29 protein-coding genes are annotated in these 25,845 nt (G+C 73.6%); 15 read left to right on the forward strand and 14 right to left on the reverse strand.

Annotated features, from left to right (window positions below; genetic code table 11):
- Positions 1–184 precede the first annotated feature (184 nt).
- The 6 genes from QMQ26_RS18885 to QMQ26_RS18910 all read left to right on the forward strand — a co-directional run bounded on the left by QMQ26_RS18885 (position 185) and on the right by QMQ26_RS18910 (position 4,942).
- Positions 185–865 (forward strand): ATP-binding protein, encoded by a 681-nt coding sequence (locus tag QMQ26_RS18885; RefSeq protein WP_282202072.1) that lies wholly within the window; start codon positions 185–187, stop codon positions 863–865.
- 137 nt (positions 866–1,002) lie between these two features.
- Positions 1,003–2,241: an MFS transporter gene (locus QMQ26_RS18890; RefSeq protein ID WP_100837114.1), complete on the forward strand. Its 1,239-nt coding sequence runs from the start codon at positions 1,003–1,005 to the stop codon at positions 2,239–2,241.
- Between the two features lie 127 nt (positions 2,242–2,368).
- Entirely contained in the window at positions 2,369–2,758 is a 390-nt protein-coding gene (locus tag QMQ26_RS18895; protein ID WP_282206563.1) for a YciI family protein, read from the forward strand.
- 109 nt (positions 2,759–2,867) lie between these two features.
- A complete protein-coding gene (locus QMQ26_RS18900; RefSeq protein ID WP_159073119.1) occupies positions 2,868–3,101 on the forward strand; it encodes a hypothetical protein in 234 nt (77 codons plus the stop codon).
- Positions 3,102–3,225: 124 nt separating this feature from the next.
- Positions 3,226–3,867: a TetR/AcrR family transcriptional regulator gene (locus tag QMQ26_RS18905; RefSeq protein WP_100838569.1), complete on the forward strand. Its 642-nt coding sequence runs from the start codon at positions 3,226–3,228 to the stop codon at positions 3,865–3,867.
- Between the two features lie 160 nt (positions 3,868–4,027).
- Positions 4,028–4,942: an alpha/beta fold hydrolase gene (locus QMQ26_RS18910; RefSeq protein WP_282202073.1), complete on the forward strand. Its 915-nt coding sequence runs from the start codon at positions 4,028–4,030 to the stop codon at positions 4,940–4,942.
- A gap of 195 nt (positions 4,943–5,137) precedes the next feature.
- On the opposite strand, the gene QMQ26_RS18915 is transcribed toward QMQ26_RS18910, so the two are convergent.
- Together QMQ26_RS18915 and QMQ26_RS18920 are read right to left on the reverse strand one after the other, a co-directional pair.
- Positions 5,138–5,362: a DUF5302 domain-containing protein gene (locus QMQ26_RS18915; RefSeq protein WP_100837110.1), complete on the reverse strand. Its 225-nt coding sequence runs from the start codon at positions 5,360–5,362 to the stop codon at positions 5,138–5,140.
- Positions 5,363–5,450: 88 nt separating this feature from the next.
- Positions 5,451–5,582: a hypothetical protein gene (locus QMQ26_RS18920; protein WP_282202074.1), complete on the reverse strand. Its 132-nt coding sequence runs from the start codon at positions 5,580–5,582 to the stop codon at positions 5,451–5,453.
- Positions 5,583–5,725: 143 nt separating this feature from the next.
- On the opposite strand from QMQ26_RS18920, the gene QMQ26_RS18925 reads away from it, so the two are divergent.
- The gene (locus QMQ26_RS18925) at positions 5,726–6,547 is read left to right on the forward strand and encodes an integrase (protein WP_282202075.1); all 822 of its coding nucleotides are present in this window, start codon (positions 5,726–5,728) and stop codon (positions 6,545–6,547) included.
- Positions 6,548–6,554: 7 nt separating this feature from the next.
- Here QMQ26_RS18925 and QMQ26_RS18930 read toward each other — a convergent pair whose 3' ends face one another.
- The 5 genes from QMQ26_RS18930 to QMQ26_RS18950 form a co-directional block, all read right to left on the reverse strand.
- Entirely contained in the window at positions 6,555–7,103 is a 549-nt protein-coding gene (locus QMQ26_RS18930; RefSeq protein ID WP_282202076.1) for a maltokinase N-terminal cap-like domain-containing protein, read from the reverse strand.
- Between the two features lie 75 nt (positions 7,104–7,178).
- On the reverse strand, positions 7,179–7,835 hold the full coding sequence (locus QMQ26_RS18935) for a class I SAM-dependent methyltransferase (protein ID WP_282202077.1): 657 nt from the start codon (positions 7,833–7,835) through the stop codon (positions 7,179–7,181).
- 95 nt (positions 7,836–7,930) lie between these two features.
- Positions 7,931–8,512, reverse strand: coding sequence for an excalibur calcium-binding domain-containing protein (locus tag QMQ26_RS18940; RefSeq protein WP_282202078.1), 582 nt, complete (start codon positions 8,510–8,512; stop codon positions 7,931–7,933).
- A gap of 185 nt (positions 8,513–8,697) precedes the next feature.
- Positions 8,698–9,657, reverse strand: a complete 960-nt coding sequence (locus QMQ26_RS18945) for a pirin family protein (RefSeq protein WP_282202079.1) — start codon at positions 9,655–9,657, stop codon at positions 8,698–8,700.
- 140 nt (positions 9,658–9,797) lie between these two features.
- Positions 9,798–10,286 carry an SseB family protein gene (locus tag QMQ26_RS18950; protein WP_100837105.1) on the reverse strand — a complete coding sequence of 163 codons (489 nt, stop codon included), beginning with the start codon at positions 10,284–10,286 and terminating at the stop codon, positions 9,798–9,800.
- 213 nt (positions 10,287–10,499) lie between these two features.
- On the opposite strand from QMQ26_RS18950, the gene QMQ26_RS18955 reads away from it, so the two are divergent.
- Positions 10,500–12,329 carry an acyl-CoA dehydrogenase gene (locus QMQ26_RS18955; RefSeq protein WP_100837104.1) on the forward strand — a complete coding sequence of 610 codons (1,830 nt, stop codon included), beginning with the start codon at positions 10,500–10,502 and terminating at the stop codon, positions 12,327–12,329.
- A 290-nt stretch (positions 12,330–12,619) separates the two neighbouring features.
- Positions 12,620–13,921, forward strand: a complete 1,302-nt coding sequence (locus QMQ26_RS18960; RefSeq protein ID WP_282202080.1) for a M18 family aminopeptidase — start codon at positions 12,620–12,622, stop codon at positions 13,919–13,921.
- Between the two features lie 51 nt (positions 13,922–13,972).
- On the opposite strand, the gene QMQ26_RS18965 is transcribed toward QMQ26_RS18960, so the two are convergent.
- The 4 genes from QMQ26_RS18965 to QMQ26_RS18975 form a co-directional block, all read right to left on the reverse strand.
- On the reverse strand, positions 13,973–15,793 hold the full coding sequence (locus tag QMQ26_RS18965) for an NHL domain-containing thioredoxin family protein (RefSeq protein ID WP_282202081.1): 1,821 nt from the start codon (positions 15,791–15,793) through the stop codon (positions 13,973–13,975).
- Positions 15,794–15,837: 44 nt separating this feature from the next.
- Positions 15,838–16,839: a Fic family protein gene (locus QMQ26_RS18970; protein WP_282202082.1), complete on the reverse strand. Its 1,002-nt coding sequence runs from the start codon at positions 16,837–16,839 to the stop codon at positions 15,838–15,840.
- Positions 16,840–17,115: 276 nt separating this feature from the next.
- Positions 17,116–17,367 carry a hypothetical protein gene (locus QMQ26_RS37485; RefSeq protein WP_318551979.1) on the reverse strand — a complete coding sequence of 84 codons (252 nt, stop codon included), beginning with the start codon at positions 17,365–17,367 and terminating at the stop codon, positions 17,116–17,118.
- Complete coding sequence (locus QMQ26_RS18975) at positions 17,364–17,861, reverse strand: phosphotransferase (RefSeq protein ID WP_318551980.1); 498 nt, start codon at positions 17,859–17,861, stop codon at positions 17,364–17,366. Before QMQ26_RS18975 ends, QMQ26_RS37485 begins: the two co-directional genes overlap by 4 nt.
- Before the next feature lie 105 nt (positions 17,862–17,966).
- On the opposite strand from QMQ26_RS18975, the gene QMQ26_RS18980 reads away from it, so the two are divergent.
- From QMQ26_RS18980 to QMQ26_RS18990, 3 genes are all read left to right on the forward strand, one after another.
- Positions 17,967–18,761: an aminoglycoside 3'-phosphotransferase gene (locus QMQ26_RS18980; RefSeq protein WP_282202083.1), complete on the forward strand. Its 795-nt coding sequence runs from the start codon at positions 17,967–17,969 to the stop codon at positions 18,759–18,761.
- 69 nt (positions 18,762–18,830) lie between these two features.
- Positions 18,831–19,322 (forward strand): LURP-one-related/scramblase family protein, encoded by a 492-nt coding sequence (locus QMQ26_RS18985; protein ID WP_100837097.1) that lies wholly within the window; start codon positions 18,831–18,833, stop codon positions 19,320–19,322.
- Between the two features lie 94 nt (positions 19,323–19,416).
- On the forward strand, positions 19,417–19,839 hold the full coding sequence (locus QMQ26_RS18990) for a DUF350 domain-containing protein (protein ID WP_100837096.1): 423 nt from the start codon (positions 19,417–19,419) through the stop codon (positions 19,837–19,839).
- Between the two features lie 88 nt (positions 19,840–19,927).
- Here QMQ26_RS18990 and QMQ26_RS18995 read toward each other — a convergent pair whose 3' ends face one another.
- Both QMQ26_RS18995 and QMQ26_RS19000 read right to left on the reverse strand, forming a co-directional pair.
- Positions 19,928–21,211, reverse strand: a complete 1,284-nt coding sequence (locus QMQ26_RS18995) for an adenylosuccinate synthase (RefSeq protein ID WP_282202084.1) — start codon at positions 21,209–21,211, stop codon at positions 19,928–19,930.
- A gap of 105 nt (positions 21,212–21,316) precedes the next feature.
- On the reverse strand, positions 21,317–21,838 hold the full coding sequence (locus tag QMQ26_RS19000; protein ID WP_282202085.1) for a hypothetical protein: 522 nt from the start codon (positions 21,836–21,838) through the stop codon (positions 21,317–21,319).
- Positions 21,839–21,882: 44 nt separating this feature from the next.
- On the opposite strand from QMQ26_RS19000, the gene QMQ26_RS19005 reads away from it, so the two are divergent.
- The 3 genes from QMQ26_RS19005 to purM all read left to right on the forward strand — a co-directional run bounded on the left by QMQ26_RS19005 (position 21,883) and on the right by purM (position 25,163).
- On the forward strand, positions 21,883–22,182 hold the full coding sequence (locus QMQ26_RS19005) for a hypothetical protein (protein WP_282202086.1): 300 nt from the start codon (positions 21,883–21,885) through the stop codon (positions 22,180–22,182).
- A 229-nt stretch (positions 22,183–22,411) separates the two neighbouring features.
- Positions 22,412–23,992 carry an amidophosphoribosyltransferase gene (gene purF / locus QMQ26_RS19010; RefSeq protein WP_100837094.1) on the forward strand — a complete coding sequence of 527 codons (1,581 nt, stop codon included), beginning with the start codon at positions 22,412–22,414 and terminating at the stop codon, positions 23,990–23,992.
- A gap of 94 nt (positions 23,993–24,086) precedes the next feature.
- Positions 24,087–25,163 carry a phosphoribosylformylglycinamidine cyclo-ligase gene (purM, locus tag QMQ26_RS19015; RefSeq protein WP_100837093.1) on the forward strand — a complete coding sequence of 359 codons (1,077 nt, stop codon included), beginning with the start codon at positions 24,087–24,089 and terminating at the stop codon, positions 25,161–25,163.
- A 157-nt stretch (positions 25,164–25,320) separates the two neighbouring features.
- On the opposite strand, the gene QMQ26_RS19020 is transcribed toward purM, so the two are convergent.
- Positions 25,321–25,557 carry a DUF3073 domain-containing protein gene (locus tag QMQ26_RS19020; protein ID WP_100837092.1) on the reverse strand — a complete coding sequence of 79 codons (237 nt, stop codon included), beginning with the start codon at positions 25,555–25,557 and terminating at the stop codon, positions 25,321–25,323.
- Between the last annotated feature and the right edge of the window lie 288 nt (positions 25,558–25,845).

The following is a 25,845-nucleotide window of genomic DNA, read 5'->3' on the forward strand; positions in this document are numbered from 1 at the left end:
TCGGCAACCCGTCGCGAATGGCGGGAAACCGCCCGGCGCACTCACCGGCCACGCGCTGATCGGCACACCCGGCGGGGCCGGTCCATCCGCCGAACGGGCGGGCTTCGCTCGTGCGGACGGTTCACCGCGCACGGCCGAGGAGATAGCTAGTTGTATGTGGAGCCGCAGCCAGGAGGGATCTCCCGTGGACATCTGGTGGACTCTGCACCTCAAGCGCGACCCGGCCAGCGTGCCGCTCGCCCGCCGCATCCTGCTCGGCGCCATGGACTCCGCCGGAGTCGACCCGCAGATCGCCTTCGACCTCGGACTGGCCCTCACCGAGGCGTGCGCCAACGCGGTCGAACACGCCGTACCCGCCCACCCGGGGGACACCTTCCAGGTCACCGCCTCGCTCAGCGGCGACCTGCTGCGGATCGAGGTCGCCAACGCCTGCCCGGCCGCCCCCGCCGCCCCCGCCGCCGCGTCCGAGCCCGCCCCCGCCGTCGCGCCCGTGGCCGCCGAGCGCCCCGGCCCGCGCCCGGCCGCGCCGCGCCGCCCCGCCGCCGACCGGCCCGGCCCGCGCTGTCGCACCCGCCGCGGTCGGGCCTCCGTCCCGGCCCGGGTGCTCGCCGTCCGCCGCCCCGCCGCGGACCGCCCCGCCCCCTACGACACCCACGTGCTGCCCCCGCTGCGCCCCGCGCTGCCGACCCCGGTCGCCGACACCATCCCCGACCTGGACGCCGAGTGCGGCCGCGGCCTGTTCCTGATCCACGCCCTGGCCGACCGCGTCCAGCTGCGCACCCACCCCCTGCGCGGCGCCACCGTCAGCTTCGACAAGATCCTCACCCCGCGCCCGACCGCCCCGCTGCTGCGCACCGCCTCCTGAGGGCCCGTCCGGCCGACCCACAGCCCGTCCCAGGGCCCGTCCCAGGGCCTGTCCCGCGGCCCGTCTCATGGCCCGAAACCCGCTGGCCGAGCGCCCCGGAACTCCGGTTAAGGTCTAGACCGGCCACCGGAGGGACCATGACCACCACTGCCGCGGAGCCGCGCTCCGCACCTCGTCGCGCGCTGTCCCGGATGGGTCAGGCCCTCCAGGGGCGGGACTTCCGCATCTGGTTCTACGGCCAGCTGACGTCCGCGTCCGGCACCCTCGCGCAGGGCGTCGCACTGTCCTGGCTGATCTTCGAACTCACCCACAACGCCGTCTGGTTGACCGTCCTGACGGCCTGCACCTGGGGCCCGACGCTGGTCCTCGGCCCGTGGGCCGGCGCCCTGGTCGACCGCTCCGACCGGCGCCGCCTGCTGCTGCTCACCCAGGGCCTGATGATGGCCGTCGGCCTGACCCTGGCCCTGGTCACCGCCGTCGGCGGCGTCCACCTGTGGGTGCTGCTGGCGCTCGCCACCTGCACCGGGCTGATCGCGACCGTCGACTCCCCGGCCCGCCAGGTCTTCGTGGTCGACCTGGTCGGCGCCGGTTCGGTGGCCAGCGCGGTCGGCCTCTGGGAGGTCGCGCTCAACGCCTCCCGGGTGATCGGCCCCAGCATCGCCGGCGCGCTGCTCGCCACCAACGGCCCGGCGTTCTGCTTCGCCTTCAACGGCCTCGCCTACGCCGCCCCGATGATCGCCCTGATCAAGCTCCGCCCCGCCGACGGCGGCCCGCGCCGGGAGGTCGTCCGCGGCCCGCGGGCGAGCGCCCGCGAGGGGCTGGCCTACGCCCGGCGCTCGCCGATCGTCCGCGGCCTGCTCCCGATGTCCGCCGCCAGCGGCCTGATCTTCGCGATGAACCTCACCCTCCCGCCGCTGGTCAGCCGCTCCCTGCAGATGGGCGGCGGCGGGTACGGCCTGCTGATGGCCGCGTTCGGGATCGGCGGCCTGCCCGGCGCGCTGCTCGCCGCCTCCGCGCCCGAACCCACCCCGCGCCGGGTGCGCACCCTGGCGCTGATCACCTCCGTCGCCGTCCTCGGCACCGCGCTGTCGCCCGACGCCCTCGTCGCGGTGATCGGCATGGCCGCCGTCGGCCTCACCTCGATCTGGTTCATCGCCACCGCCAACACCCTGGCCCAGCTGCGCTCCGCCCCCGAGATGCGCGGCCGGGTGATGTCGCTGTGGGGCAGCGCGATGACCGGCACCCTCCCCTTCACCGGACTCGCCGTCACCTTCGTCGCCCAGCACGTCGGCGCCCGGGTCGGCTTCTGCGTCTCCGGCACCGCCCTGCTGCTGGCCACCCTGGCGGCCTGGCGGGCCCTGCGCGCCACCGACTGAGCCCCGCGGGCGCAGTACGGTGCCGGGACGTCGGGGCCTCGGGATGTCGAGAGCGGCGTCCCGGCTCCGACCCCGGTACGGAGGACGACGAACCAGCCGCGCCCCGAGGAGCCCCGCCGTGACGTACATGCTGCAACTGCACTTCAGCCAGGACGACACCCCCGTCCCGCCGATCCCGACCTGGGACGCCGGGGCCGCCGCCGCGCACGTCGCGCACATGCGGCGGGCGGTGGCCGACCTGACCGCCACCGGCGAACTGGTCGAGGCCCGCGGCCTGGCGGCGCCGGAGACCGCCCGGATCGTGCGGGCCGCCGACGGGGCGCCCGCCGTCACCGGCGGGCCGTTCCCGGACCGCAAGGAGTTCCTGTTCGGCTGGTGGATCGTCGACTGCGCGGACGAGGCGCGGGCGGTCGAGATCGCGGCCCTGGTCTCCGCCGCGCCCGGGCACGACGGGAGGCCGATGAACATGCCGGTCGAGGTCCGCGAGGTGCTGCCGGAGCCCCCGGCCGGGGGCTGAGCCGCGCACGCCGGGGCGAGGGGCCCGGGCGTGCCGGGGGAGGGGCCCGGGCGCGGTACCGTCCGGGGCCGAATTGCCGGAGCGGTCCGGGCGACGGACCATGGTGATCATGATGCATCAGATGCGCGCCGAGACCGGCCCGGACGGTGCCACGGACTCCGTGGTCAGCTGGCACATCGTCCGCAACGCGGACCTCATCGCCCTGTGCGGCAAGGAGCTCGCCGCCACCGCCCCCGTCGAGGAGGCCACCCGCTGGACCCTCGACCCCGACCGCAACTGCCACACCTGCGGGGCGCTCTTCCTGCGCGAGACCCCGTACCTGCCGGACGAGCACACCGGCTGACGGCCGCCCCGGCGTACGCTGGCGGGTGTCCCCGACCCGCCCCGCCGGAGGTGTTCCCGTGGCCGCCAGCCCCTCCACCAAGGCCGCCCCCGCTGCGACGGTCCCCGCTGCGGCCGCCCCGGCCGTGGCCGTCCCCGTCGAGGTCTCCCCGGAGGCCCGCTCCACCGACGGCCGGGTCCAGCGCGGCAACGAGACCCGGCGGGCGGTGCTCGGCCGGGCGGTGCAGATCGCGTCGGTCGAGGGCCTGGAGGCCCTGTCGATCGGGCGGCTGGCGGCGGACCTGGGGCTGAGCAAGAGCGGCGTGTTCGCGGGCTTCGGTTCCAAGGAGGAGCTCCAGCTGGCCACCGTCCGGGCGGCCCGGCGGATCTTCTACGACCGGGTGGTCACCCCGGCGCTGGAGCGTCCGGAGGGGGCGGCCCGGCTGCTGGCGCTGTGCGAGCACTGGCTGGACTACTCGCGCGGCCGGGTCTTCGCGGGCGGCTGCTTCTTCTACGCGGTGACGGCCGAGTTCGACGCCCGGCCCGGCCCGCTGCGCGACGCGCTGGCCGAGTCGGCGCTGGAGTGGGAGGGCCTGGTCGCCGACCTGGCCCGGGCGGCCGACGCGTCCGGCGAGCTGCCGACGGGCACCGACCCGGTGGAGCTGGCCCTGCTGCTGACCGCCCTGATGGAGAGCGCGAACAGCCTCGCGGTGCTGCACGACGACCCGTCCCGCTACGACCGGGCGGCGCGGACGATCCGCCGTCTGCTCGGCTTTCCCACGGCCTGACCGGCGGGTCCGTCCTCCCCGGCGCTTCCCAGCACTTCCCGGCGCTTCCCGCTCTGCCCCGCCCGTGACCGCCCCGCCCCGTGACCGCCCCGCCCGGCTCCGGCGCGGGGCTTCTTCTCATCCACAAAACTGCACGAACGATCGTGCTAACATCCTGCCCATGGCAGCCACCGCTCTCCTGCGCACCACGCTGAACGCCACCTCCCTGGTCGCCACCGCCCCGCCGGGCCGCGTGGCCTACGAACTCTTCCGCCGCCCGGTCCGCCGCAGCCGGGTGCGCACGGCGGAGCGCGAACTGCACGACCGCGCCACCACCGAGGAACTGACGGTCAACGGCAAGCGGGTCCGCGCCTACCGCTGGGGCGACGGCCGGCGGCCGGTGCTGCTGGTGCACGGCTGGCAGTCCCGGGCGTCCCGGTTCGCGCCGTACGTGCGGGGCCTGCTCGACCTCGGGATGAGCCCGGTCGCCTTCGACGCGCCCGGCCATGGCGACTCCGCGGGGCGGGCCACCACGATCCTGGAGTACCGCGAGCTGATCGGCCGGCTCGCCGAGCGGCACGGCCCGTTCGAGGGCGCCGTCGCGCACTCCTTCGGGGTCTGCTGCACCTTCCTCGCGATGGCCGAGGGCGTGCCGGTCGGCCGCCTGGTCGCCGTCGCCGGGGTCGCCGAATTCGGCTTCCTGGTCGAGGGGTTCACCGCCGGCCTGGGCCTGAACGACCGCCTCAAGGCGGACCTCGCCCGGCGGATCGAACGCGTCCTGCTGCCGGACGCCGGGGACGTCTGGCGGCGCTTCGACGCCACCCACCGCCCCGAACGGGTCGGCGCGCCGATCCTGGTGGTGCACGACGAGGGCGACGAGGTCGTCCCGCTCCGCCAGGCGCACCTGCTGCGCGCGGCGTACGGCGAGCGGCAGCTGCGCCTGATCACCACCCGGGGCCTGGGGCACCGCCGGGTGCTGTCCGAGCCGACGGTGGTCGACAACGCGCTGGCCTTCCTCGCCGAGCCGCTGCCGGCACCGGCACCGGCACCGGCGCCTCGGCCGCTGCCGGTCTCGCCGACCGCGCCCGCGGCCTGACCGCGGCCCGGCCGCCGGACCCGACCGCGCCCCCGACCGCGTCCGGCGGCCGGTCGGGGGACGCCGGCCGGTCGGGGGACGCCGGCCGGGCGGGAACGCCGGACGGGCGGGAACGCCGGACGGGCGGGAACGCCGGACGGCCGGTCCCGCGCTCCGTGCGCGGGGCCGGCCGTCCGGGTGCCGGGCGGGGTCCGCTCAGCCGCCGCTCTTGCGGCGGAAGGTGCGCTTGCCGCCGGCCGCGCCGTGGGTGCCGTGGATCTTCGAGTCGCCGCCGGGACCGCCGGCGGCGTTCCGGTTCTCGTTGCCCTTGCGCTGGAGCGCGGCCAGGAACTTGGCCTTCTGGTCGTCCGGGGCGGCGGCCTCGGCACCGGCGGTGGCGTCCGGCGAGGGCTCGGCGGCCGGGGCGGTGTCGCTGCTCATGGGGGGACCTCCTGGGCGGAAGACGGGTGTACTGAGTGCCCACCCTGTCATGCCGACGGGGGGTGCTGTCAGCCGATGTCGGTGTCCGTCAGCCCTGGCGCGCCGCGCCGTGCCCGTGCCGGCGGTCCTCGCGGTACTCCAGACCGCCCATCATGAACAGCAGGGTGAGGACCGGGAAGCCGATCGAGGCGATCACCAGGACGAAGAACTGCCAGACCATGGGGTGCTCCTGTTGCCGGGGCCGGAGGCCGGGACACTGCGACTGATTGGCACACTTTCGTACCATTATGTCCGAATCATTCCGCGAAGCGATCACGGTCGTCCCCCTGTTCGAGGCCGGGCCCCGGCCGCAGACTGGTGGGCATGCGGGTAGAGCTGGCAGTCGACGCGCGCCGCCCCGACCGGGCCAACGAGGACTTCGCGGCCGCCACCCCGGAGGCCCTGGTCCTCCTGGACGGCTCCAGCGCCCCGGACACCCTGCGGTCCGGCTGCACCCACGGCATCGCCTGGTACGTGCGCCGCCTCGGCGTCCACCTGCTGACCAGGCTCACCGACCGGACCGACCGCCCGATGGCCGACTGCCTGGCCGACGCGATCGCCGGGACCGCCGCCCTGCACGACGGCGCCTGCGACCTGACCGACCCGGCCACCCCCGCCGCCATGGTGGTCGCCGCCCGGCTGCGCGGCGACACCCTGGAGTACCTGGCGCTCGGCGACTCCCTGCTGGTGCTGCACCTCAAGGACGGCCCGCCCCGGGTGATCGGCGACAACCAGCGCTTCCCCGACGGCGAGGCGCTGCGCCGGCAGATCTGGTCCACCGTCCCGGGCACCGCCGAACGCGCCGCGCTCTACCTGCGGTACGCGGTCGCCGTCCGGGCCGCCCGCAACACCGGCCGCGGCCCGTGGATCGCCGCCGCCACCCCGCACGCCGCCGCGCACGCCGAGACCGGCGCCGTCGCCCGCGCCGACCTGCACGGCGTGGCCGCCCTCTCGGACGGCGCCGCCCGCTACACCGACCGCCTGGAACTGGGCAGTTGGGCCGACGCGCTCCGGCTGCTCGCCCAGGACGGCCCGGCCGAGCTGATCGCCCAGGTCCGGGCCGCCGAACGCTCCGACGCCGCCTGCCTGCGCTGGCCCCGCAGCAAGGCCCACGACGACGCCGCCGCGCTCTACGCCGCGCTCTGAACCTCCGTCAGGACCGCCCGTCCGCCACGAACACCGCCCGCAGCGCCGACCCGTCCGGCGCGGTGTACCCCGCCACCACCTGGCCCGCCACCGGCTCCCCGGCCGGCTCCAGCACCCGGCGCACCACCGGCACGACCTCGCCCGCCACCGGCGCCACCGCCACGCTGCCGTCCACCGCGTCGCTCTCGCCCTGCATCTGCGGCACCGCCTCACCGCGCAGCATCCGGGCCAACTCCTCGCGCACCACAGGGTCCTGGGCACCGTCGTAGAACCAGCGCGTCCCCAGCACCCCGTGCTCCGAGACCCCGATCAGCGCCCCGGCCGGCGCCCCCTCCAGCGGCGCGCCCCGGTACGCCATCGGCACCAGGTAGGCGTCCCGGCCGTCCGTCACCACCATCAGCTCGATCCCCACCTCCCCCGCCGGATCGTCCAGCCGGAACCCCCCGGCCCGCACCAGCTCCCCGCCCCCCGGACGGAACCACTCCTGCTCCGGCAGCCACTTCGCCAGCAGCTCCAACTTGCCCGGCTCCAAGGTGGTGCGGTGAATCGTCGCCATGCCGTCCTCCCGGTCCTGCGGTCAACGTCACCCCCCACCTTACGAACCCCCGCCCAGGACTGACCGGACGCCCGGTCAGCCCCCGTCCGGGACGGGGGCGGTGGCGAAGGCGTGCAGCCAGGTCAGGTCGCGGTGGCCGGGGCCGTACCGCTCGGCCTCGTGCGAGCGTTCGACGGCGGCGACCCGGAAGCCGGCGGCTTCCAGCAGCGCGGTGACGCGGGCCGCGGACTGGTAGCGGTAGAAGCGCGACGCGTCGCTGCTGAAGCGCTCGATGACCTCCTCCTCGCCCTCGCCCTCCTTGAAGCCGGCGAACAGCGCCCCGCCGGGGGCCAGCACGCGGCGGAACTCGGCCAGCGCCGCGCCGACGTCGTGGTCCTTGAGGTGCAGCAGCGTGGCCTGGCACCAGACGCCCGCGAAGTGCCGGTCCGGGAAGGCCAGCCGCCGGGCGTCCATGACCCGGAAGTCGAGCTCCGGGTGGCGCGCCGCGGCCCGGGCCACGAACGCGGGCGACAGGTCGACGCCCCGCGCCCGCAGCCCGCGGGCGGCGAGCAGCCCGGTGTCCCGCCCGAAGGCGCAGCCGACGTCCAGCACCCGCCCGGCCGGGTCGGGCAACAGCCGGACGAACGCGTCGAGTTCGGCGTCCGGCAGCATCCCGGCGGTGGCCCATTCGTAGCGCTCCGGGTCCCGGTCGTACGCCCGGATCGTCCCGCTGAGGTAGTCGTCCTCGGCCACGCCCGCCACCCTTCCCGCACCCGCGCGGACGCCCCGCGCGCCACCCCTCCGGACGCGTTCCGCGCCCGGAGGGGTTCCCCGCGGCTGCTTCTCGGCTACTTCTCGCAGGCGATCCCGTCGCCGTCCCGGTCGAGCGCGGAGCGGTAGCCGGGGTCCCCGCGGTGCAGCGGCGCGGCGCCGGCGGCCTTCGCCTCCGTGCAGTTCTTGTAGTACGCCGCGGCCTGCTCGGTGGTGTGCTCCGGCTCGGGGGTGGGCTCCTCGGGCTGCGGCTGCGGTGCCACGATCGGCGGCGGGGTGGGCGTCGGCGTCTCCGGGGTCGGCGTCGGCGTCGGTGTCGGGACCGGTTCGGGCGCGCTGGTGACGGCCTCGGGTGTGGGGCTGGGGGTGTCGCTGGGGGTCGGGCTGGGCGTCGGTGACGGGCTGGGGGCGGCCGAGGCCGTGGTGGCCGCCGGGACGGCTGTGTCCTGCTTCGGGTCGCTGATCGCCCCCAGCCAGGCGAGGGACATGAGCACGCACCACACCGTCAGCAGCACCTTGGCCCCGAGGTGCACGCGACGCGAACGCCAGAGCATCACCGCGGCGACCGGCGGCAGGAACACCAGCAGCGCGATCCGCGCCCACCGGTTCCCCGCCGTCCGCTGCTTCGACGTGGACGCCGGTGTCTGGTACGGATTCACAGATGTGTTCCTCGGGTGATCGGATGTGAACGGGACGCACACATCGTCCCGTCCCGCCCTGTCGCCGCGTCCGGGTTCGGCATGGCCGTGATCAAAACGGAAGCAAACGGTCCGAGGGGAGCCGCCGGACCGGATGCGCGAAGCCCGCGTGAGCGAGTCACGCGGGCTTCGGTGGTGTGACGCCGTCAGTTGGCGTCGGCCGGGACGGTGCCGAGGCGGCCGGCCTGGAAGTCCTCCATGGCCTGCTGGAGTTCGCGGTGGCTGTTCATCACGAACGGGCCGTACCAGGCGACGGGCTCGCGGATGGGGAGGCCGCCGAGCAGGACGAACTCGAAGGTGGCGGAGCGGGAGTCCTGCTTCTCGTCGGCGCGGATGGTGAGGCTGTCGCCGTCGCCGAAGACCACGGCCTGGCCGGTGTGGAAGGGCCGCCGCTCCGGGCCGGCGGAGCCGCTGCCGGCCAGGCCGTAGGCGAGGGCGTTGAAGTCGGCGCGCCACGGCAGGGTGACCTGGGCGCCGGGGGTGAGCGAGACGTGGGTCATGGTGATGGGGGTGTGGGTGGCGCCGGGGCCCTGGTGGCCGTCGACCTCGCCGGCGATGACGCGGATCAGCGCGCCGCCGTCCTCGGAGGTGAGCAGCTTGACGCTGCCGCTGCGGATGTCCTGGTACTTCGGGGTGATCATCTTGTCCGAGGCGGGCAGGTTGACCCAGAGCTGGAGGCCGTGGAACAGGCCGCCGGACATCACCAGCGACTCGGGCGGGGTCTCGATGTGCAGCAGGCCGGAGCCGGCCGTCATCCACTGGGTGTCGCCGTCGGTGATGACACCGCCGCCGCCGTGCGAGTCCCGGTGGATGAAGGTGCCGTCGATGATGTAGGTGACCGTCTCGAAGCCGCGGTGCGGGTGCCAGGGGGTGCCCTTGGGCTCGCCGGCCTCGTAGTCCACCTCGCCCATCTGGTCCATCATGATGAACGGGTCGAGGAACTTGGTGTTGATCTTGGCGAAGGCCCGGCGGACGGGGAAGCCCTCGCCCTCGTAGCCCTCGGGGGCGGTGGCCACGGTGAGGACCGGCCGGGCGGTGCTGTGCACCGGGTCGGGACTGGTGACGCGCGGCAGGGTCAGCGGGTTCTCGACGGTCACGGCGGGCATGTCGGCCTCCTTAGGCGGGTCTGTGGCCTACGTCCACCACAGTAGTTCAATCATCAACCACTCGCAAGGTTGAACATTGAACTACTTGGACGCATTCCCGCCCGGCGGGAAATGGAGGAGGAGGGGAGGGGGAGGAGGGGTCAGCCGTACATGCGGCGCATGGTGAAGTCCACCATCTGCTCGACCGCCCGCGCGTCGAAGACCATCCGGTGCTCGCCCTCCATGTCGAGGGCGAAGCCGTAGCCGGTGGGCAGCAGGTCGAGGATCTCCGCGCCGGTCACCGAGAAGTGCTTGGACTCCTTGCCCGCGTACCGCTTCAGCTCCTTGAGCGAGCTGAACATCGGGATGACCGGGGTCGGGGTGTTGTGCAGGGCCAGGAAGCCGGGGCGGTCGCCGCGCGGGCAGTACACCTTGGAGGTGATGAAGATGGCCTGGAAGTCCTCCACGGGCATCGCGCCGGTGGTGAAGGCGCGCACCGCGTCCGCGAGCGAGGGCGGCGAGGGCTCGGGGTAGAGCGACTGCTGGGCGGCCTGCGGGTCGCCGTACCCGGGGCCGGGCATGCCGGACATCCCCTGCTGCGTCTGCTGCTGGTAGGGGTCCTGGTAGGCGCTCTGCTCGTAGCCGTACACGGGGACAAGGCTATCGGGCCGCGCCCCGCTTGGGGGCGGGTGATCCGCACAATCCGGCCCGGGGGGCCATTGTGGGACGTGACCACGTTCATAGCTCCGTCACGTCAGGGGGCTTGAACAAGTTACCAACCGGTAGCATCATGGGGCGTACTGGTGGGTAAGCGGTGCGCCGGAAGCGGCCGCCCGTGGAGCAGACGAACCGGAGAAACGGTCATGGGTCACTACAAGTCCAACCTGCGGGACGTGGAGTTCAACCTCTTCGAGGTGTTCGGCCGCGACCAGGTGTACGGCACCGGTCCGTTCGCCGACATGGACGTCGACACCGCGAAGAACATCCTCAGCGAGATCTCCCGGCTGGCCGAGAACGACCTCGCGGCCTCCTTCGTCGACACCGACCGCAACCCGCCGGTGTTCGACCCGGAGACCAACACGGCTCCGATCCCGGAGACCTTCAAGAAGAGCTACCAGACCTTCATGGACGCCGAGTGGTGGCGCCTGGGCATCCCGGAGGGCATCGGCGGCCAGGTCACCCCGAACTCCCTGGTCTGGGCGTACGCGGAGCAGGTGCTCGGCTCCAACCCGGCGATCTGGATGTACTCCTCCGGCCCGGCCTTCGCCGGCGTCGTCTACGACGAGGGCACCGAGGAGCAGCAGAAGGTCGCCCAGCGGATGGTCGAGGGCCTGTGGGGCGCCACCATGGTGCTGACCGAGCCGGACGCCGGCTCGGACGTGGGCGCCGGCCGCACCAAGGCGGTCAAGCAGGAGGACGGCTCCTGGCACATCGAGGGCGTCAAGCGCTTCATCACCTCGGGCGAGCACGACATGTCCGAGAACATCGTCCACCTGGTGCTGGCCCGCCCCGAGGGCGGCAAGCCGGGCACCAAGGGCCTGGGCCTGTACATCGTGCCGAAGTTCGACTTCGACTGGGAGACCGGCGAGCTCGGCGAGCGCAACGGCGTCTACGCCACCAACGTCGAGCACAAGATGGGCCTCAAGGCGTCCAACACCTGCGAGATGACCTTCGGCGCCAAGCACCCGGCCAAGGGCTGGCTGCTCGGCGAGACCGTCGATGGCATCCGCCAGATGTTCAAGATCATCGAGTTCGCCCGGATGATGGTCGGCACGAAGGCCATCGCCACCCTGTCCACCGGCTACCTGAACGCGCTGGAGTACGCCAAGGAGCGCGTGCAGGGCGCCGACATCTCGCAGTTCATGGACAAGACCGCGCCGCGCGTCACCATCACCCACCACCCCGACGTGCGCCGCTCGCTGCTCACCCAGAAGGCGTACGCCGAGGGCATGCGCGCCCTGGTGCTCTACACCGCCTCGGTGCAGGACGACATGCTGGCCGCCCGCCTGCGCGGCGAGCACGACGCCGCTGCCGAGCGCCTGAACGACCTGCTGCTGCCGATCGTGAAGGGCTACGGCTCGGAGAAGTCCTACGAGCAGCTGGCCCAGTCGCTGCAGACCTTCGGCGGCTCCGGCTACCTGCAGGAGTACCCGATCGAGCAGTACATCCGGGACGCCAAGATCGACACCCTGTACGAGGGCACCACCGCCATCCAGGGCCAGGACTTCTTCTTCCGGAAGATCGTCAAGGACGGCGGCCAGGCGCTGACCGCCGTCAACGAGCAGATCACCAAGTTCCTGGCCGCCGGCGAGGGCGGCGCCGAGCTGGCCGCCGAGCGCGACCTGCTGGCCAAGGCCGCCGGCGACCTGGAGGCCATCGTCGGCACCCTGATCGCCGACCTGTCGTCCGTCGAGCAGGACGTCAAGAACATGTACAAGGTGGGCCAGAACACCACCCGCCTGCTGCTGGTCTCCGGCGACGTGGTGGTCGGCTGGCTGCTGCTGCGCCAGGCCGCCGTCGCGCTCGCCAAGCTGGAGGCCGGCGCCTCCGAGAAGGACGTGCCGTTCTACCGCGGCAAGGTCGCCGCGGCCAAGCACTTCGCCCGCACCGTGCTGCCGACCACCGCCGCGCAGCGCCAGATCGCCGAGAACATCGACAACGAGCTGATGGAGCTGGCCGAAGAGGCGTTCTGACCCGGCGCCCGCCACAGGACCGCCCGACCCACCCTCACGCCGCGGGGCCCGGTACTCCACCGGGCCCCGCGGCGTTGTCCGCTCCGGGGGGCGCTCGGAGCCGCTTCCGGGGCGCTCCGGGGCCGCTCCGAGCCGCTCCGGAAGGGCCCGGCCGCGGTGCCGGGTCGCGGCCCGTTCACTGTTGTGTCACCGTTGCGGACTTCCCGCGGTCCTGTCCGTGTACGGGCATATGCTCATGGTGCGGACCGGCAACCCCACCAGGCCCGCCCCGCCCTCTACCCAGGAGCAAAATGTCGACCGTCGCCCGAACGGCCCACTTCGACCGGAAGCACACGGACGACCTGATCGCCTTCCTCGCGGCCTCTCCCTCGCCGTACCACGCGGTGGCGAGCGCGGCCGAGCGGCTGGAGCGGGTCGGCTTCCGCCGGGTCAACGAGACGGACGCGTGGGACGGCGACGGCGGGGGCCGCTACCTGGTGCGCGGCGGCGCCCTGATGGCCTGGTACGTGCCGCCGAACGCGACGGCCGCGACCCCGTACCGGGTGGTCGGCACCCACACCGACTCGCCGAACCTGCGGGTCAAGCCGGTCCCGGACACCAGCTCGGCCGGCTGGCGGCAGATCGCCGTGGAGATCTACGGCGGCGTCCCGCTCAACACCTGGCTCGACCGGGACCTCGGGATCTCCGGCCGGCTCGCGCTGCGCGACGGCACCACCCGCCTGGTGCACCTGGACGAGCCGCTGCTGCGGGTGCCGCAGCTGGCCATCCACCTCGACCGCGGGGTCAACGACGGCCTCAAGCTCGACCGCCAGCGCCACCTGACGCCGATCTGGGGGATCGGCGGCACCACCGAGGGCGCCCTGCTGGAGTACGTCGCCGGGAAGGCCGGGCTGGACGCCGCCGACGTGGCCGGCTGGGACCTGATGGCGCACGACGTGCAGCCGCCCGCCTACCTGGGCCGCGACCGCGAACTGCTGGCCGGGCCGCGGCTGGACAACCAGCTGTCCGTGCACGCCGCCACCGCCGCGCTGGCCGCCGTCGCCGAGGCCGGCGCGGACCTGCCGTGCATCCCGGTGCTGGCCGCGTTCGACCACGAGGAGACCGGCAGCGAGTCCGACACCGGCGCGCAGAGCCCGCTGCTGGGGAACGTGCTGGAGCGCTCCTGCCACGCCCGCGGCGGCACCCTGGAGGACCGCGCCCGGGCGCTGGCCGGCACCGTCTGCCTCTCCTCCGACATGGGCCACGCGGTGCACCCCAACTACAGCGAGCGGCACGAGCCCGGCCACCACCCGATGCCCAACGGCGGCCCGATCCTCAAGGTCAACGTCAACAACCGGTACGCCACCGACGGGGTCGGCCGGGCGGTGTTCGCCGCCGCCTGCGAGAAGGCCGGCGTGCCGTGGCAGTCCTTCGTCTCCAACAACGCGATGCCCTGCGGCACCACGATCGGCCCGATCACCGCGGCCCGGCTCGGCATCACCACCGTCGACTGCGGCATCGCGGCGCTGTCCATGCACTCCGCCCGCGAGCTGTGCGGCGCGGAGGACCCGCACTACCTGGCGAGCGCGATCAAGGCGTTCCTGGAGGGCTGAACGGCATCCCGGACGACGGGGGCGGGCCGACGGCCCGCCCCCGTCCGCGTCTCACTCCATCCCGGCCAGCACCAGCGGCAGCCGGCTCGCGCCGCCCGCCACCAGCTTCACCGGCACCCCCCAGTCCTGCTGGTGCACGTGGCAGGCCGGGTACTCGACCGCCGGGTCGTCGTCGCAGGACGCCGCCATCGCCGAGACGTGCAGCACGCCCTCGGCCACCTCGCCGGAGAGCACCAGCTCGCGGCCGAGCGCGCTGTCCGCGCCCGCGCCCGACACCAGCAGCTCCGGCGGCGTCGCGCTGACCAGCAGCCGGGTGGACGGGCCGTAGCGCTCGTCCAGCTTCTGGCCGGTCGGCGCGGAGAACACCACGTCCAGGCGGAACGCGCCCGGGGCGACCTCGGTGGCGGCCCGCCGGGTGCGGTGCGCGACGGCCTCGACCCGGACCGCCTCCTCGGGCAGCCGCAGCCTGGTCAGCCGGTGCCGGGCGGACTCCACCACCACGATGTCCCCGTCCACCACCACCGCGCCGGACGGCTCGCGCAGGTCGGTGGCCAGCGTGCTGACCTCGCCGGACACCGGGTCGTAGCGGCGCAGCGCGTGGTTGTAGGTGTCGCTGACGGCCACCGAGCCGTCCGGGAGCACGGTGACGCCCAGCGGGTGCTGGAGCAGCGCCTGCCCGGCCGCGCCGTCCCGGTGCCCGAAGTCGAACAGACCGGTGCCGACGGCGGTGCGCACCTCGCCGGTTCCACGGGAAACCCAGCGCAGCGCGGAGGTCTCCGCGTCGGCCACCCACAGCCGCTCGCCGTCGGCCGACACCGCCAGGCCGGACGGCTGGGCGAACCACGCCTCCGCGGCCGGACCGTCCACCAGGCCCTCGTTGGTGGTGCCCGCCGCGACGGCGACCGTCCCGGCCACCGGGTCGAAGGACCACAGCTGGTGCACGCCCGCCATCGCGATCCACACCCGGCCGTCGAAGAACGCGACGTCCCACGGCGAGGACAGCTCCACCTCGCGGGCCGGGCCGGCGGTCGGCGAGCCCTGCCACCACTGCTTCCCGGTACCGGCCAGCGTGGTCACCCGGCCGTCCGCCAGCCGGACGCCGCGCAGCACGTGGTTGACGGTGTCGGCCACCACCACGTCGTAGCCCAGGTCGAGGCCCGCCGGCACCAGGGCCAGGCCCTGCGGCTCGCTGAACCGCGGCTCGACCCCGTCCACCAGCCCGCGCACGTCGTCACCGATCCGCCGCACCACCCGCTCGCCGTCCTCGGCCAGCTCCACCAGCGCGTGGTGCCCCGAGTCCGCGACCAGGTAGTGCCCGTCCGGCAGCCGCACCGCCTTCCCCGGGAAGCGCAGGTCCCCCGCCTCCGGCTCGGGCGCCACGTACGGCCCGTCACCGCGCCGCAGCGTCCCCTTCGCCGCGTGCTCGACCTCCAACTCCTCCACCAGCTTCGCGATCGCGTGCGCGTGCCCCTCCCCGGCGTGCTGCGCGACCACGTACCCCTCCGGGTCGATCACCACCAGCGTCGGCCAGGCCCGCACCGCGTACTGCTTCCACGTCACCAGCTCCGGATCGTCCAGCACCGGATGGTGCACCTCGTACCGCGCCACCGCGTCCACCACCGCCCGGTGGTCGGCCTCGTGGACGAACTTCGGCGAGTGCACGCCGACGATCACCACGGTGTCCCGGTGCCGCTCCTCCAACTCCCGGAGCTCGTCCAGGACGTGGAGGCAGTTGACGCAGCAGAAGGTCCAGAAGTCCGCGATCACGATCTTGCCGCGGAAGTCGGCCAGCGACAGGTCCTTGCCGCCGGTGTTCAGCCATCCGCCCTTGCCCACCAGCTCGGGGGCCCGGACGCGTGCACGAGAAGTCATAGTCACATCCAACCCCACGGGGTGGCAGGAACATCCCGCCGGACTCAGGTCTCGCTGTTCCGGGGCCTCCGCTGGTGCTTGGCGGCCCGGTAGGCGTCCACGGATTTCCGGGACGAGCGCCACACGCCATCGGGCCCCTGGACGGCGTTGAGCCGGCCGCGCTGCGCCGCCTGACGCAGCGCGGCCAGGGAGTGATCCGCGTCCACGAGGGCGGCGAGCGGCACGAGCCGTGCGGGGCCGGCCACGTTCGGCACGATGAAACGGTTGAGGTTGTCCTCCATGGCGCGGGCGATCAGTTCGCCGAGGGACCCGGCGTCTCCCGCGTCCGCGCGGCGGAGCGCAGCCAGGTAGGTCTCCCGCTGGCGCTTGAGGACGATGATGGGCGGATACCCCAGCCGTACGAGAACGAGGTTCATCACGAGCCGGCCCGTGCGTCCGTTGCCGTCGAGGAACGGGTGGATGCGCTCGAAACGGTTGTGGAGAACCGCGAGGATCTCGGGCAGCGGTTCGCCGAGCGCTTCCCGGCCCTCGATCCGCCTGCCGAAGGCGCAGACCTCGCCGACCCATTCCTCGACCCGGGCGGGGACGAGCGGCCACTTCGGGGGAGTCATGCCCTCCGAGAAGGCGGCGATGTCGTGTTCCCTGAAGTTGCCCGGGCTCTCCCGATCGCTCGCCTCGGGATGGGGCGCAACGTCCCAGACCGGCGTCATCGCGACGTGGTGGATGTGGCGGACCTCGGCGATCGTGACCAACCGCCCGTCGTGCCACGCGTCCGGCTCGAGGGCCTGTCCGTACACCCACCTGGCGGCGTCGGCGTAGCCCTGGACCTCGTTGTACTCCTTCAGTGGCTTGGCGCCGACCGCCCGGCCCTGGTCGAGCAGCGCCTCGACCTCCCGCAGCACGAGCGTGTTGCCCTCCAACGCGGTCGAGTGGTGGGCCTCCTGGTGCCAGATGTCGTCCCAGATGTCCTGGGCCTCCCGGGGGCTGGGCAGCCCGCCGAAGCGCTCGTTCAGCTCTGCCAGTGCCCGGTCCAGGCGCTGGTACACCGTGCTGCGACTTGGCCTGCCCCGGCCTGCCATCAGGCGCTCCCGAGAGTTGATACATGCCGACTTTGGTTAATTGAACTTATCAACTCCGGGCGCTGGTCCCGGCCCGATCGTCGGAGCGTCCTCCGGAGGAGTGACGCTCCTCCGGCCCCCGAACTGCTGGCGGGGTGCCGTCGGTCGGTGGGGACGGCGGTGTGCCGGGAGGAACGGTCCGGCCCGAGGCGGCCTTGACCGCGAGTGGGACGGACTCGCGCCGCAGGGGTTCGGGGGCCGGTCCTAGGGTGTCGCCGCTGCCGCTGCCGCTGCCGCCGCCGCCGCGCAGGCGCGGACCAGGGCGACGGCCGCGTCCAGTCGTCCGTGGTCCGCGGCGTCGAGCATCGGGTCGGCGGCGCGGCGGGCGCGGGCGGTGGTGAGGTGGTGGGTGGTGAGCGGGGGGAGGCCGTGGAGGAGGGGGACGAGAATGGCGGGGGCGGCGGCGGTGTGTGCGGGCAGGCCGAGCAGGGCCTGGGCGAGGACGACGGCGCTCATCGCGGTGTCCAGGCCGGGGTCGCCCTCGGTGGCGGTGGCCCAGTCGATGACGACCGGTCCGCGGGGGTGAGCAGGACGTTCTCGGGGTGCAGGTCGAGGTGGAGCACCCGGTCGCCGGGGTGGGCGGCGGTGCGGGGCGGGACGGCGTGCAGGCGGCGCAGCAGGTCGGCGAGCATCCGGCCGGCGGCGTCGGGGGCGAGTGCGCCGGTGGTGACGGCCTGCGCCATGGTGGGGCCGTCGAGCCGTTCCATCAGCAGGTCGGTGGGCCGTTCGCCGGGCCACGCGGCCGGTACGGGGTAGCCGTGCCCGGCGAGGTGGGCCATCAGGTCGGCCTCGCCCCGCGCGTCGGCCCACGCTCCGGCCCCGGCGCGGTAGCGGCGCAGCACCCGCCCGTCGGGCAGCGCGAAGACGTCCGCGGTGCGGCCGGTGCCGAGCAGCTCGCCCGGTGCGCCCGGTGCGGCCGCTTCGACGGGTCCGCCGGTCGTTTCGGACACGTGATTCCCCCGTTCCTCGTGCCGGTAGGTACGTCCGGCGCCCCGCCGCCGGTTCCCGGCCGGAACCCGGGTGACGCCGCGCCGCCCGCGCGCGACAATGGCCGGATGATCGCCTACGTACCCGGGGACGATGTCGAAGTACCGCCTGCCGTGGTCGAGTTGGCCGCCGGTGAGCCGGTCGTCGCGGTGTGGCGCAACGAGCTGCACGGCCTGACGTTCCGGCTCGGCGACGGGCCGGGGCGGCGGTTCGTGAAGTGGGCGCCGGCCAACAGCCCGGCGGACCTCGCGGTGGAGGCCGAACGGCTGGGCTGGGCGCGGCGGTTCACCACCGTCCCGGAGGTGCTCGCGCTGGGCGGCGGCGAGGCCGCGGGCGGCCGCTGGCTGCTGACGGCGGGGCTGCCGGGGCGGTCGGCCGTGGACGAGGTGTGGAAGCGGGACCCGGCGACGGCCGTCCGGGCGATCGGCGCGGGCCTGCGGGCCTTCCACGAGGCGCTGCCGGTGGCCGGCTGCCCGTACGACTGGTCCGCGCCGGGCCGGGTGGCCCGCGCCGCCGCGCTGCGCCGCGACCCGGCCGACTGGCACCCGGACCTGCGCCACCACGGCACCGTGGAGCGGGCGCTGGCGGTGCTCGCCGACCCGCCGCCGGTGGACGTCGAGGTGGTCTGCCACGGCGACGCCTGCGCGCCCAACACCCTGGTCGGCGCGGACGGCCGCCCCTCGGGCCACGTCGACCTGGGCGCCCTCGGCACGGCCGACCGCTGGGCGGACCTGGCGGTGGCCACCTGGAGCACGGTGTGGAACTACGGCCCGGGCTGGGAGCGTCCGCTGCTGGAGGCGTACGGCGTCGCGCCGGACGCCGAGCGGCTCGCCTACTACCGCCTGTTGTGGGACCTGGCGTAGCGGCCGGTGGCACCATGTCGGGTGCCGCCCGACGGCGGGCCGGCGAGCACCAGACGAGGAGTCGGGGACATGGGTCGGAAGTTCGTGGTCAAGGAGCGCCTCTTCGCGGTCGGCGACGACTACTGGGTCGAGGACGAGCACGGCGAGAAGGCGTTCCTGGTGGACGGCAAGGTGCTGCGGATGCGCGACACCTTCGAGTTGCAGGACACCGCGGGCAACACGGTCGCCACCATCCGGGAGAAGGTGCTGACCGTCCGCGACGCGATGAAGATCGAGAACGCGGACGGGGACGTGGTGGCGACCGTCCGCAAGAAGCTGTTCACCCCGTTCCACGACAAGTACCACGTGGAGCTGGAGAACGGCGGCGAGTACGAGATCCACGGCGACCTGATCGACAAGGAGTACACCGTCAAGGGCGACGGCCACCGGCTCGCCGAGGTCTCCCGCAAGTGGTTCCGGATTCGCGACACCTACGGCGTGGAGATCGAGGACGGCGTCGACGTCCCGCTGATGATCGCCGTCGCGGTCTGCCTGGACCGCCTGGTCGAGCACAACGACTGAGCCTCGGCCCCGGTCGGCCGCCCGCCCCGTGCGCTATGTTGTGCCGGTCCTCGGCACGGGGCCGGCGGCCGGACAGGCAGGAGGGGCGGGACGCATGAACGACATCCTTCACCAGCTGGGATACGCGTCCGCGTACGGTGCGGTCGGGCTGGTCCTGCTGCTGCTCGGCGTGCTGCTGGTCGACCTGCTGACGCCCGGCGAGCTGCGCCGGCAGATCTGGATCGAGCGCAACCGGAACGCCGCCGTGGTGCTCAGCTCGGCGCTGCTGGCGATCGGCGCGATCGTGTTCACCGCGGTGATGTCGACCTACCAGGAGTTCGCCAAGGGCCTGGCCGCGGCGGCCGTGTTCGGCCTGTTCGGCCTGGTGCTGATGGCCGTCTCGTTCTGGGTGCTGGACCTGGTGACGCCCGGCCGGCTCGGCGAGCTGCTGGTCGACCGGGAGCCGCACCCGGCGGTCTGGGTGACCGCCTCCACCAACCTGGCCGTGGCGGCGATCGTCTCCGCCGCCATCTACTGACGTCCGCCGGCGGCCCGCCCGGCCGCCACCGCGTGCGAGAGGCCCGGCACCCCCGCTCGAACGGGGTGCCGGGCCTCTCGCGCACGTCCTACAGGAAGGAGTTGATCTGGATGGTCTCGGTCCGGCCGGGGCCGACGCCGATCGCCGAGATCGGGGCGCCCGACATCTCCTCCAGCGCCTTCACGTACGCCTGCGCGTTCTTCGGCAGGTCGGCGAAGGACTGCGCCTTCGAGATGTCCTCGCTCCAGCCGGGCAGGTTCTCGTAGACCGGCTTCGCGTGGTGGAAGTCCGACTGGTTGTACGGGAGTTCCTCGACCCGCCGGCCGTCGATCTCGTACGCCACGCAGACCGGGATCTGCTCCCAGCCGGTCAGCACGTCCAGCTTGGTGAGGAAGAAGTCGGTCAGGCCGTTGACCCGGGTCGCGTAGCGGGCGATCACCGCGTCGAACCAGCCGCAGCGCCGGTCGCGCCCGGTGGTGACGCCGCGCTCGCCGCCGATCCGGCGCAGCGCGTCGCCGTCGGCGTCCAGCAGCTCGGTCGGGAACGGGCCCGAGCCGACGCGGGTGGTGTACGCCTTGAGGATGCCGATGACCCGGTCGATCTTGGTCGGGCCGATGCCGGAGCCGGTGCACGCGCCGCCCGAGGTCGGGTTCGACGAGGTGACGAACGGGTACGTGCCGTGGTCCACGTCCAGCAGGGTGCCCTGGCCGCCCTCCAGCAGGACGACCTTGCCCGCCTTCAGCGCCTCGTCCAGGACGAGGGTGGTGTCGGCCAGGTACGGCTTGATCTTGTCGGCGTAGCCCAGGTACTCCTCGAGCACCAGCTCGGCCGGGATCGCGCGCCGGTTGTAGAGCTTGACCAGCAGCTGGTTCTTGTCGTGCAGCGCCGCCTCGATCTTCTGGCGCAGGATCGACTCGTCGAACAGGTCCTGGACCCGGATGCCGACCCGGTTGATCTTGTCGGCGTAGGCCGGGCCGATGCCGCGGCCGGTGGTGCCGATCCGGCGCTTGCCGAGGAAGCGCTCGGTGACCTTGTCCAGCGTCCGGTGGTACGGGGTGATCAGGTGGGCGTTGCCCGAGATCAGCAGCTTCGAGGTGTCGATGCCGCGCTCGTCCAGGCCCTTGAGCTCGGAGAGCAGCACGCCCGGGTCGATCACCACGCCGTTGCCGATCACCGGCACCACGTTCGGGCTGAGGATGCCGGAGGGCAGCAGGTGCAGGGCGTACTTCTGGTCGCCGATGACCACCGTGTGACCGGCGTTGTTGCCGCCCTGGTAGCGGACGACGTAGTCGACGGAGCCGCCGAGGAGGTCGGTGGCCTTCCCCTTGCCCTCGTCTCCCCACTGGGCGCCAACGAGCACGAGTGCCGGCACAGGCGTACACCCCTTCCGGTTGGGGCATCCTGCGTAGACCGCAGTCTGGCCCGAGATGGACGAAGCCCCTGGCGCAATGGCGCAAGGGGCTCTTGCACCGAGAGATTACCTGAGGAAGGACCGGTCGTGTCGTCGCTGTCCACGCCCGTATCCCGCCCCCCGGCGGACGCCGAGCGCCCCGGGCCGCTGCTGGTGCTGCTCGATCCGTCGGCCCGGGAGGCCGACGGCGAATCGGTGCGGATCGCCAAGGACGTGCTGTGCGGCGGCGCCGACGTGAAGGTCGCGCTGCCCGAGAGCCCGTCCGAGCTGGACCGGGTGCTCGCCCACCGGGGCCGGCGCCGGGCCGTGGTGATCGGCTCCGACCAGGCGCTCCAGCGGGTGCTCCAGGCCCTGCACCGGCAGCGGGAGTTGGACGCCGACCCGGTCGGGCTGGTCCCGGTCGGCGGCCCGGTGGCTACCGCCACCGCCCGGCTGCTCGGGGTGCCCGCCGAGCCGGTGGCGGCGGCCCGCGCGGTGCTGGCCGGCACCGCCCGCCGACTGGACCTGCTGCTCGACGACGGCGGCGGCGTGGTGCTCGCCGAGGTGCGCTTCACCGGTCCGGGCCGCCCGGGCCGCGGGGGTCCGCACGGCCGGCGGGCGGGGAGGGCGGCTGGCGTTCGCTATGGGCGAAATTGGCTGCGACCGAGCAGGCGAGCCCGGCCGGCCCGGAGGAACTGCGCATCGAGGCCGACGGCCGGCTGCTGGCCGACGTGCACCAGCGGGTGCGCCACCTGCGGGTGGCCGTGGTCGACGGCGCCATGGAACTCGCCCTGGACCTCGACGGCAGCCCGCTGCGCCACCGGACCGACCGGCTGACCGTCGCGGGGCGCGGCTTCGGCTACGAGGCGGACGGCTGCCCGGTCGGCCCGGTCCGCCACCGCACCTGGACGGTCCGCCCGGCCTCCTGGCGGTTGCTGCTGCCCGCCGCCTGATCGCCCGCCCTCGCGGCCCCCGCGGCCCCCGCAGGCCCCCCGCCCGCCCCGCGATCACCCAGCGTGAGCAGGCTCACGTTCGACCCGCCCGTCCACTGTGCGAAAGCCTGATGACAAGGGCGTGAAGGTGGCCACCCGCTGTGCGGAAAGCTGGTAAGAGGCGGTGTCTACGCGCGTACCAGGAGGCTGCCATCAGGCCGTTCGCCCGGGCTGCCCTAGACTCGGAGACGTGCCACGTGGTGACGGACGACTCAATCACGACCTGCTCCCCGGCGAGAAGGGCCCCCAGGACGCTTGCGGCGTCTTCGGGGTCTGGGCCCCCGGCGAGGAGGTCGCGAAGCTCACGTACTTCGGCCTCTATGCCCTGCAGCACCGCGGACAGGAATCCGCGGGCATCGCAGTGAGCAACGGCTCCCAGATCCTCGTCTTCAAGGACATGGGACTCGTCTCCCAGGTCTTCGACGAGACCTCCCTGGGGTCGCTGCACGGGCATATCGCCGTCGGACATGCCCGCTACTCGACCACCGGGTCCTCGGTCTGGGAGAACGCCCAGCCGACCTTCCGCGCGACCGTCCACGGCTCGCTGGCCCTCGGCCACAACGGAAACCTGGTCAACACCGCCGAACTCGCGGCGATGGTCGCCGAACTGCCGGGCGAGGAGCACGTCTCCCGCTCCGGCCGGACCGCGGCCACCAACGACACCGACCTGCTGACCGCCCTGCTGGCCGGCCACCCGGACCTCACCATCGAGGAGACGGCCCGCAAGGTCCTCCCCGGGGTGAAGGGCGCCTTCTCGCTGGTCTTCATGGACGAGCACACGCTCTACGCCGCCCGCGACCCGCAGGGCATCCGCCCGCTGGTGCTCGGCCGGATCGAGCGCGGCTGGGTGGTCGCCTCCGAGACCTCCGCCCTCGACATCGTCGGCGCCAGCTTCATCCGCGAGGTGGAGCCCGGCGAGCTGATCGCCATCGACGAGAACGGCATGCGCACCTCGCGCTTCGCCGAGGCCAAGCCCAAGGGCTGCGTCTTCGAGTACGTCTACCTGGCCCGCCCGGACACCACCATCGCCGGCCGCAACGTGCACCTCTCCCGGGTGGAGATGGGCCGCAAGCTGGCCGCCGAGGCCCCGGTCGAGGCCGACCTGGTGATAGCCACGCCCGAGTCCGGCACCCCCGCCGCGATCGGGTACGCCGAGGCCAGCGGCATCCCGTTCGGCTCCGGCCTGGTGAAGAACGCCTACGTGGGCCGCACCTTCATCCAGCCCAACCAGACCATCCGCCAGCTCGGCATCCGGCTCAAGCTCAACCCGCTCAAGGAAGTCATCCGGGGCAAGCGCCTGGTGGTCGTGGACGACTCGATCGTCCGCGGCAACACCCAGCGCGCGCTGGTGCGGATGCTGCGCGAGGCCGGCGCCGCCGAGGTGCACATCCGGATCTCCTCCCCGCCGGTGAAGTGGCCGTGCTTCTTCGGCATCGACTTCGCCACCCGCGCCGAGCTGATCGCCAACGGCCTCTCGGTCGAGGAGATCGGCCGCTCGCTGGGCGCCGACTCGCTGGCCTACATCTCGATCGACGGGATGATCGAGGCCACCAAGCAGCCCAAGGACCAGCTCTGCCGGGCCTGCTTCGACGGCGAGTACCCGATGGAGCTGCCCGACCCGGCGCTGCTCGGCAAGCTGCTGCTGGAGGCGGAAATCGCCGGCGGCCAGGCCAAGCAGCCCGTCCGCGGCGGCAAGCAGACCAGCGACCTCGACGGCGTGCAGTCGCTGCTGGGTGGCGCCGGCGCGGCGGACGCGCTGCGCCGCCCGTAACCGTGCGCACCGCCCCCGGCGCCGGACGCCGGGGGCACCCCGTCCCGGCCCCGGCCGGGGAGGCAGCACCACCACTTCGAAAGGGCCACACCAGGTGACCAGCAACGAGACCGGGGCGACCTACGCCGCCGCGGGTGTCGACATCGAGGCCGGCGACCGTGCCGTCGAGCTGATGAAGCAGTGGGTGAGGAAGAGCAACCGGCCCGAGGTGGTCGGCGGGCTCGGCGGCTTCGCCGGGCTGTTCGACGCCTCCGCCTTCAAGCGCTACGAGCGCCCGCTGCTGGCCACCGCCACCGACGGCGTCGGCACCAAGGTCGCCATCGCCCAGGCCATGGACAAGCACGACACCATCGGCCACGACCTGGTCGCCATGGTCGTCGACGACCTGGTGGTGTGCGGCGCCGAACCGCTGTTCATGACCGACTACATCTGCGTCGGCAAGGTCGTCCCGGAGCGGGTCGCCGCGATCGTCAAGGGCATCGCCGAGGGCTGCACGCTGGCCGGCTGCGCGCTGGTCGGCGGCGAGACCGCCGAGCACCCGGGCCTGCTCGGCCCGGACGAGTACGACGTCGCGGGTGCCGGCACCGGCGTGGTCGAGGCCGATGCGCTGCTCGGCCCGGACCGGGTCCGGGCGGGCGACGTGGTGATCGCGATGGCCGCCTCCGGCCTGCACTCCAACGGCTACTCGCTGGTGCGGCACGTGCTGCTGGAGCGGGCCGGCTGGTCGCTGGACCGCCGGGTCGAGGAGTTCGGCCGCACCCTGGGCGAGGAGCTGCTGGAGCCGACGCGGATCTACTCGCTGGACTGCCTGGCGCTGACCCGGGCCACCGAGGTCCACGCCTTCTCGCACGTCACCGGCGGCGGCCTGGCCGCCAACCTGGCCCGGGTCATCCCGGACGGCCTGCACGCCCGCCTCGACCGCGGCACCTGGTCGCCGCTGCCGGTGTTCCGCACCGTCGCCAAGGTCGGCGCGGTGCAGACGCTGGAGATCGAGAAGACCCTGAACATGGGCGTCGGCATGGTCGCCGTCGTCCCGCCGGAGTCGGTCGACGCGGTGCTCGCCGTCCTGGAGGACCGCGACGTGGAGGCCTGGCTGCTCGGCGACGTGGTCGAGCGCACCGCCGAGCACGACGGCGGCGCCGCGCTGTACAACTCCTACGAGTCGTTCTGACCCGAGGCACGGTGAGGGGCCCCGCCGCACCGCGGTGGGGCCCTTCGCACGCCCCGTCCGCCCCACCCGCCCCGCGCCCCGGGGCGCGCTGCGGCGGGACGCCGAAAACCGGCCCGGCGCTCACGGGGAGCGCTCGGACCGGCCGGGTCGGAGGGCGTTACGCGCGACGACGAGCCGGAGGGGTGTCCTCTTCCTCGTCGTCGTGGTTGTACTTGTCCGCGTACGCCGCGTAGGGGTCGTCCTCGTCGTCGTCCTCGATCGGCTCAGGCTCGATCGCGGTCGACGGAGATACACCCAGCTCATTCGACAGACGGTTTGCGTCGAACCCGCCGCTGTTGTACTTCAGCTCGCGGGCGACCTTCGTCTGCTTGGCCTTGGCCCGGCCGCGCCCCATGGGTCGACCCCCTCAACGGTGGGGCTCACGGCCCCGAGTCTGACACGTGTTGATGATCAGGTCCGGCCTGCCCGAAGTGGGAGACCGTCCCTTGGAGCATTAACGGTACCTGTTTCCGCCGCCGGACGGTACGTCGCCGGTGTGACGTGGCGCGCACCCGAACCCCTCCGAACCAGGTCCGCCCAGGTCAGAGGGGAATTACGGGGCTTTCGCAGGCTGTCCGACCCAGGGCCGGTCCCGTCGTTCCTGCAGAGATTATCCCCCGAAGGGGGCGCGGCATCGCCCGAT

It is taken from the genome of Kitasatospora fiedleri (genome assembly GCF_948472415.1).
GTDB lineage: Bacteria > Actinomycetota > Actinomycetes > Streptomycetales > Streptomycetaceae > Kitasatospora > Kitasatospora fiedleri.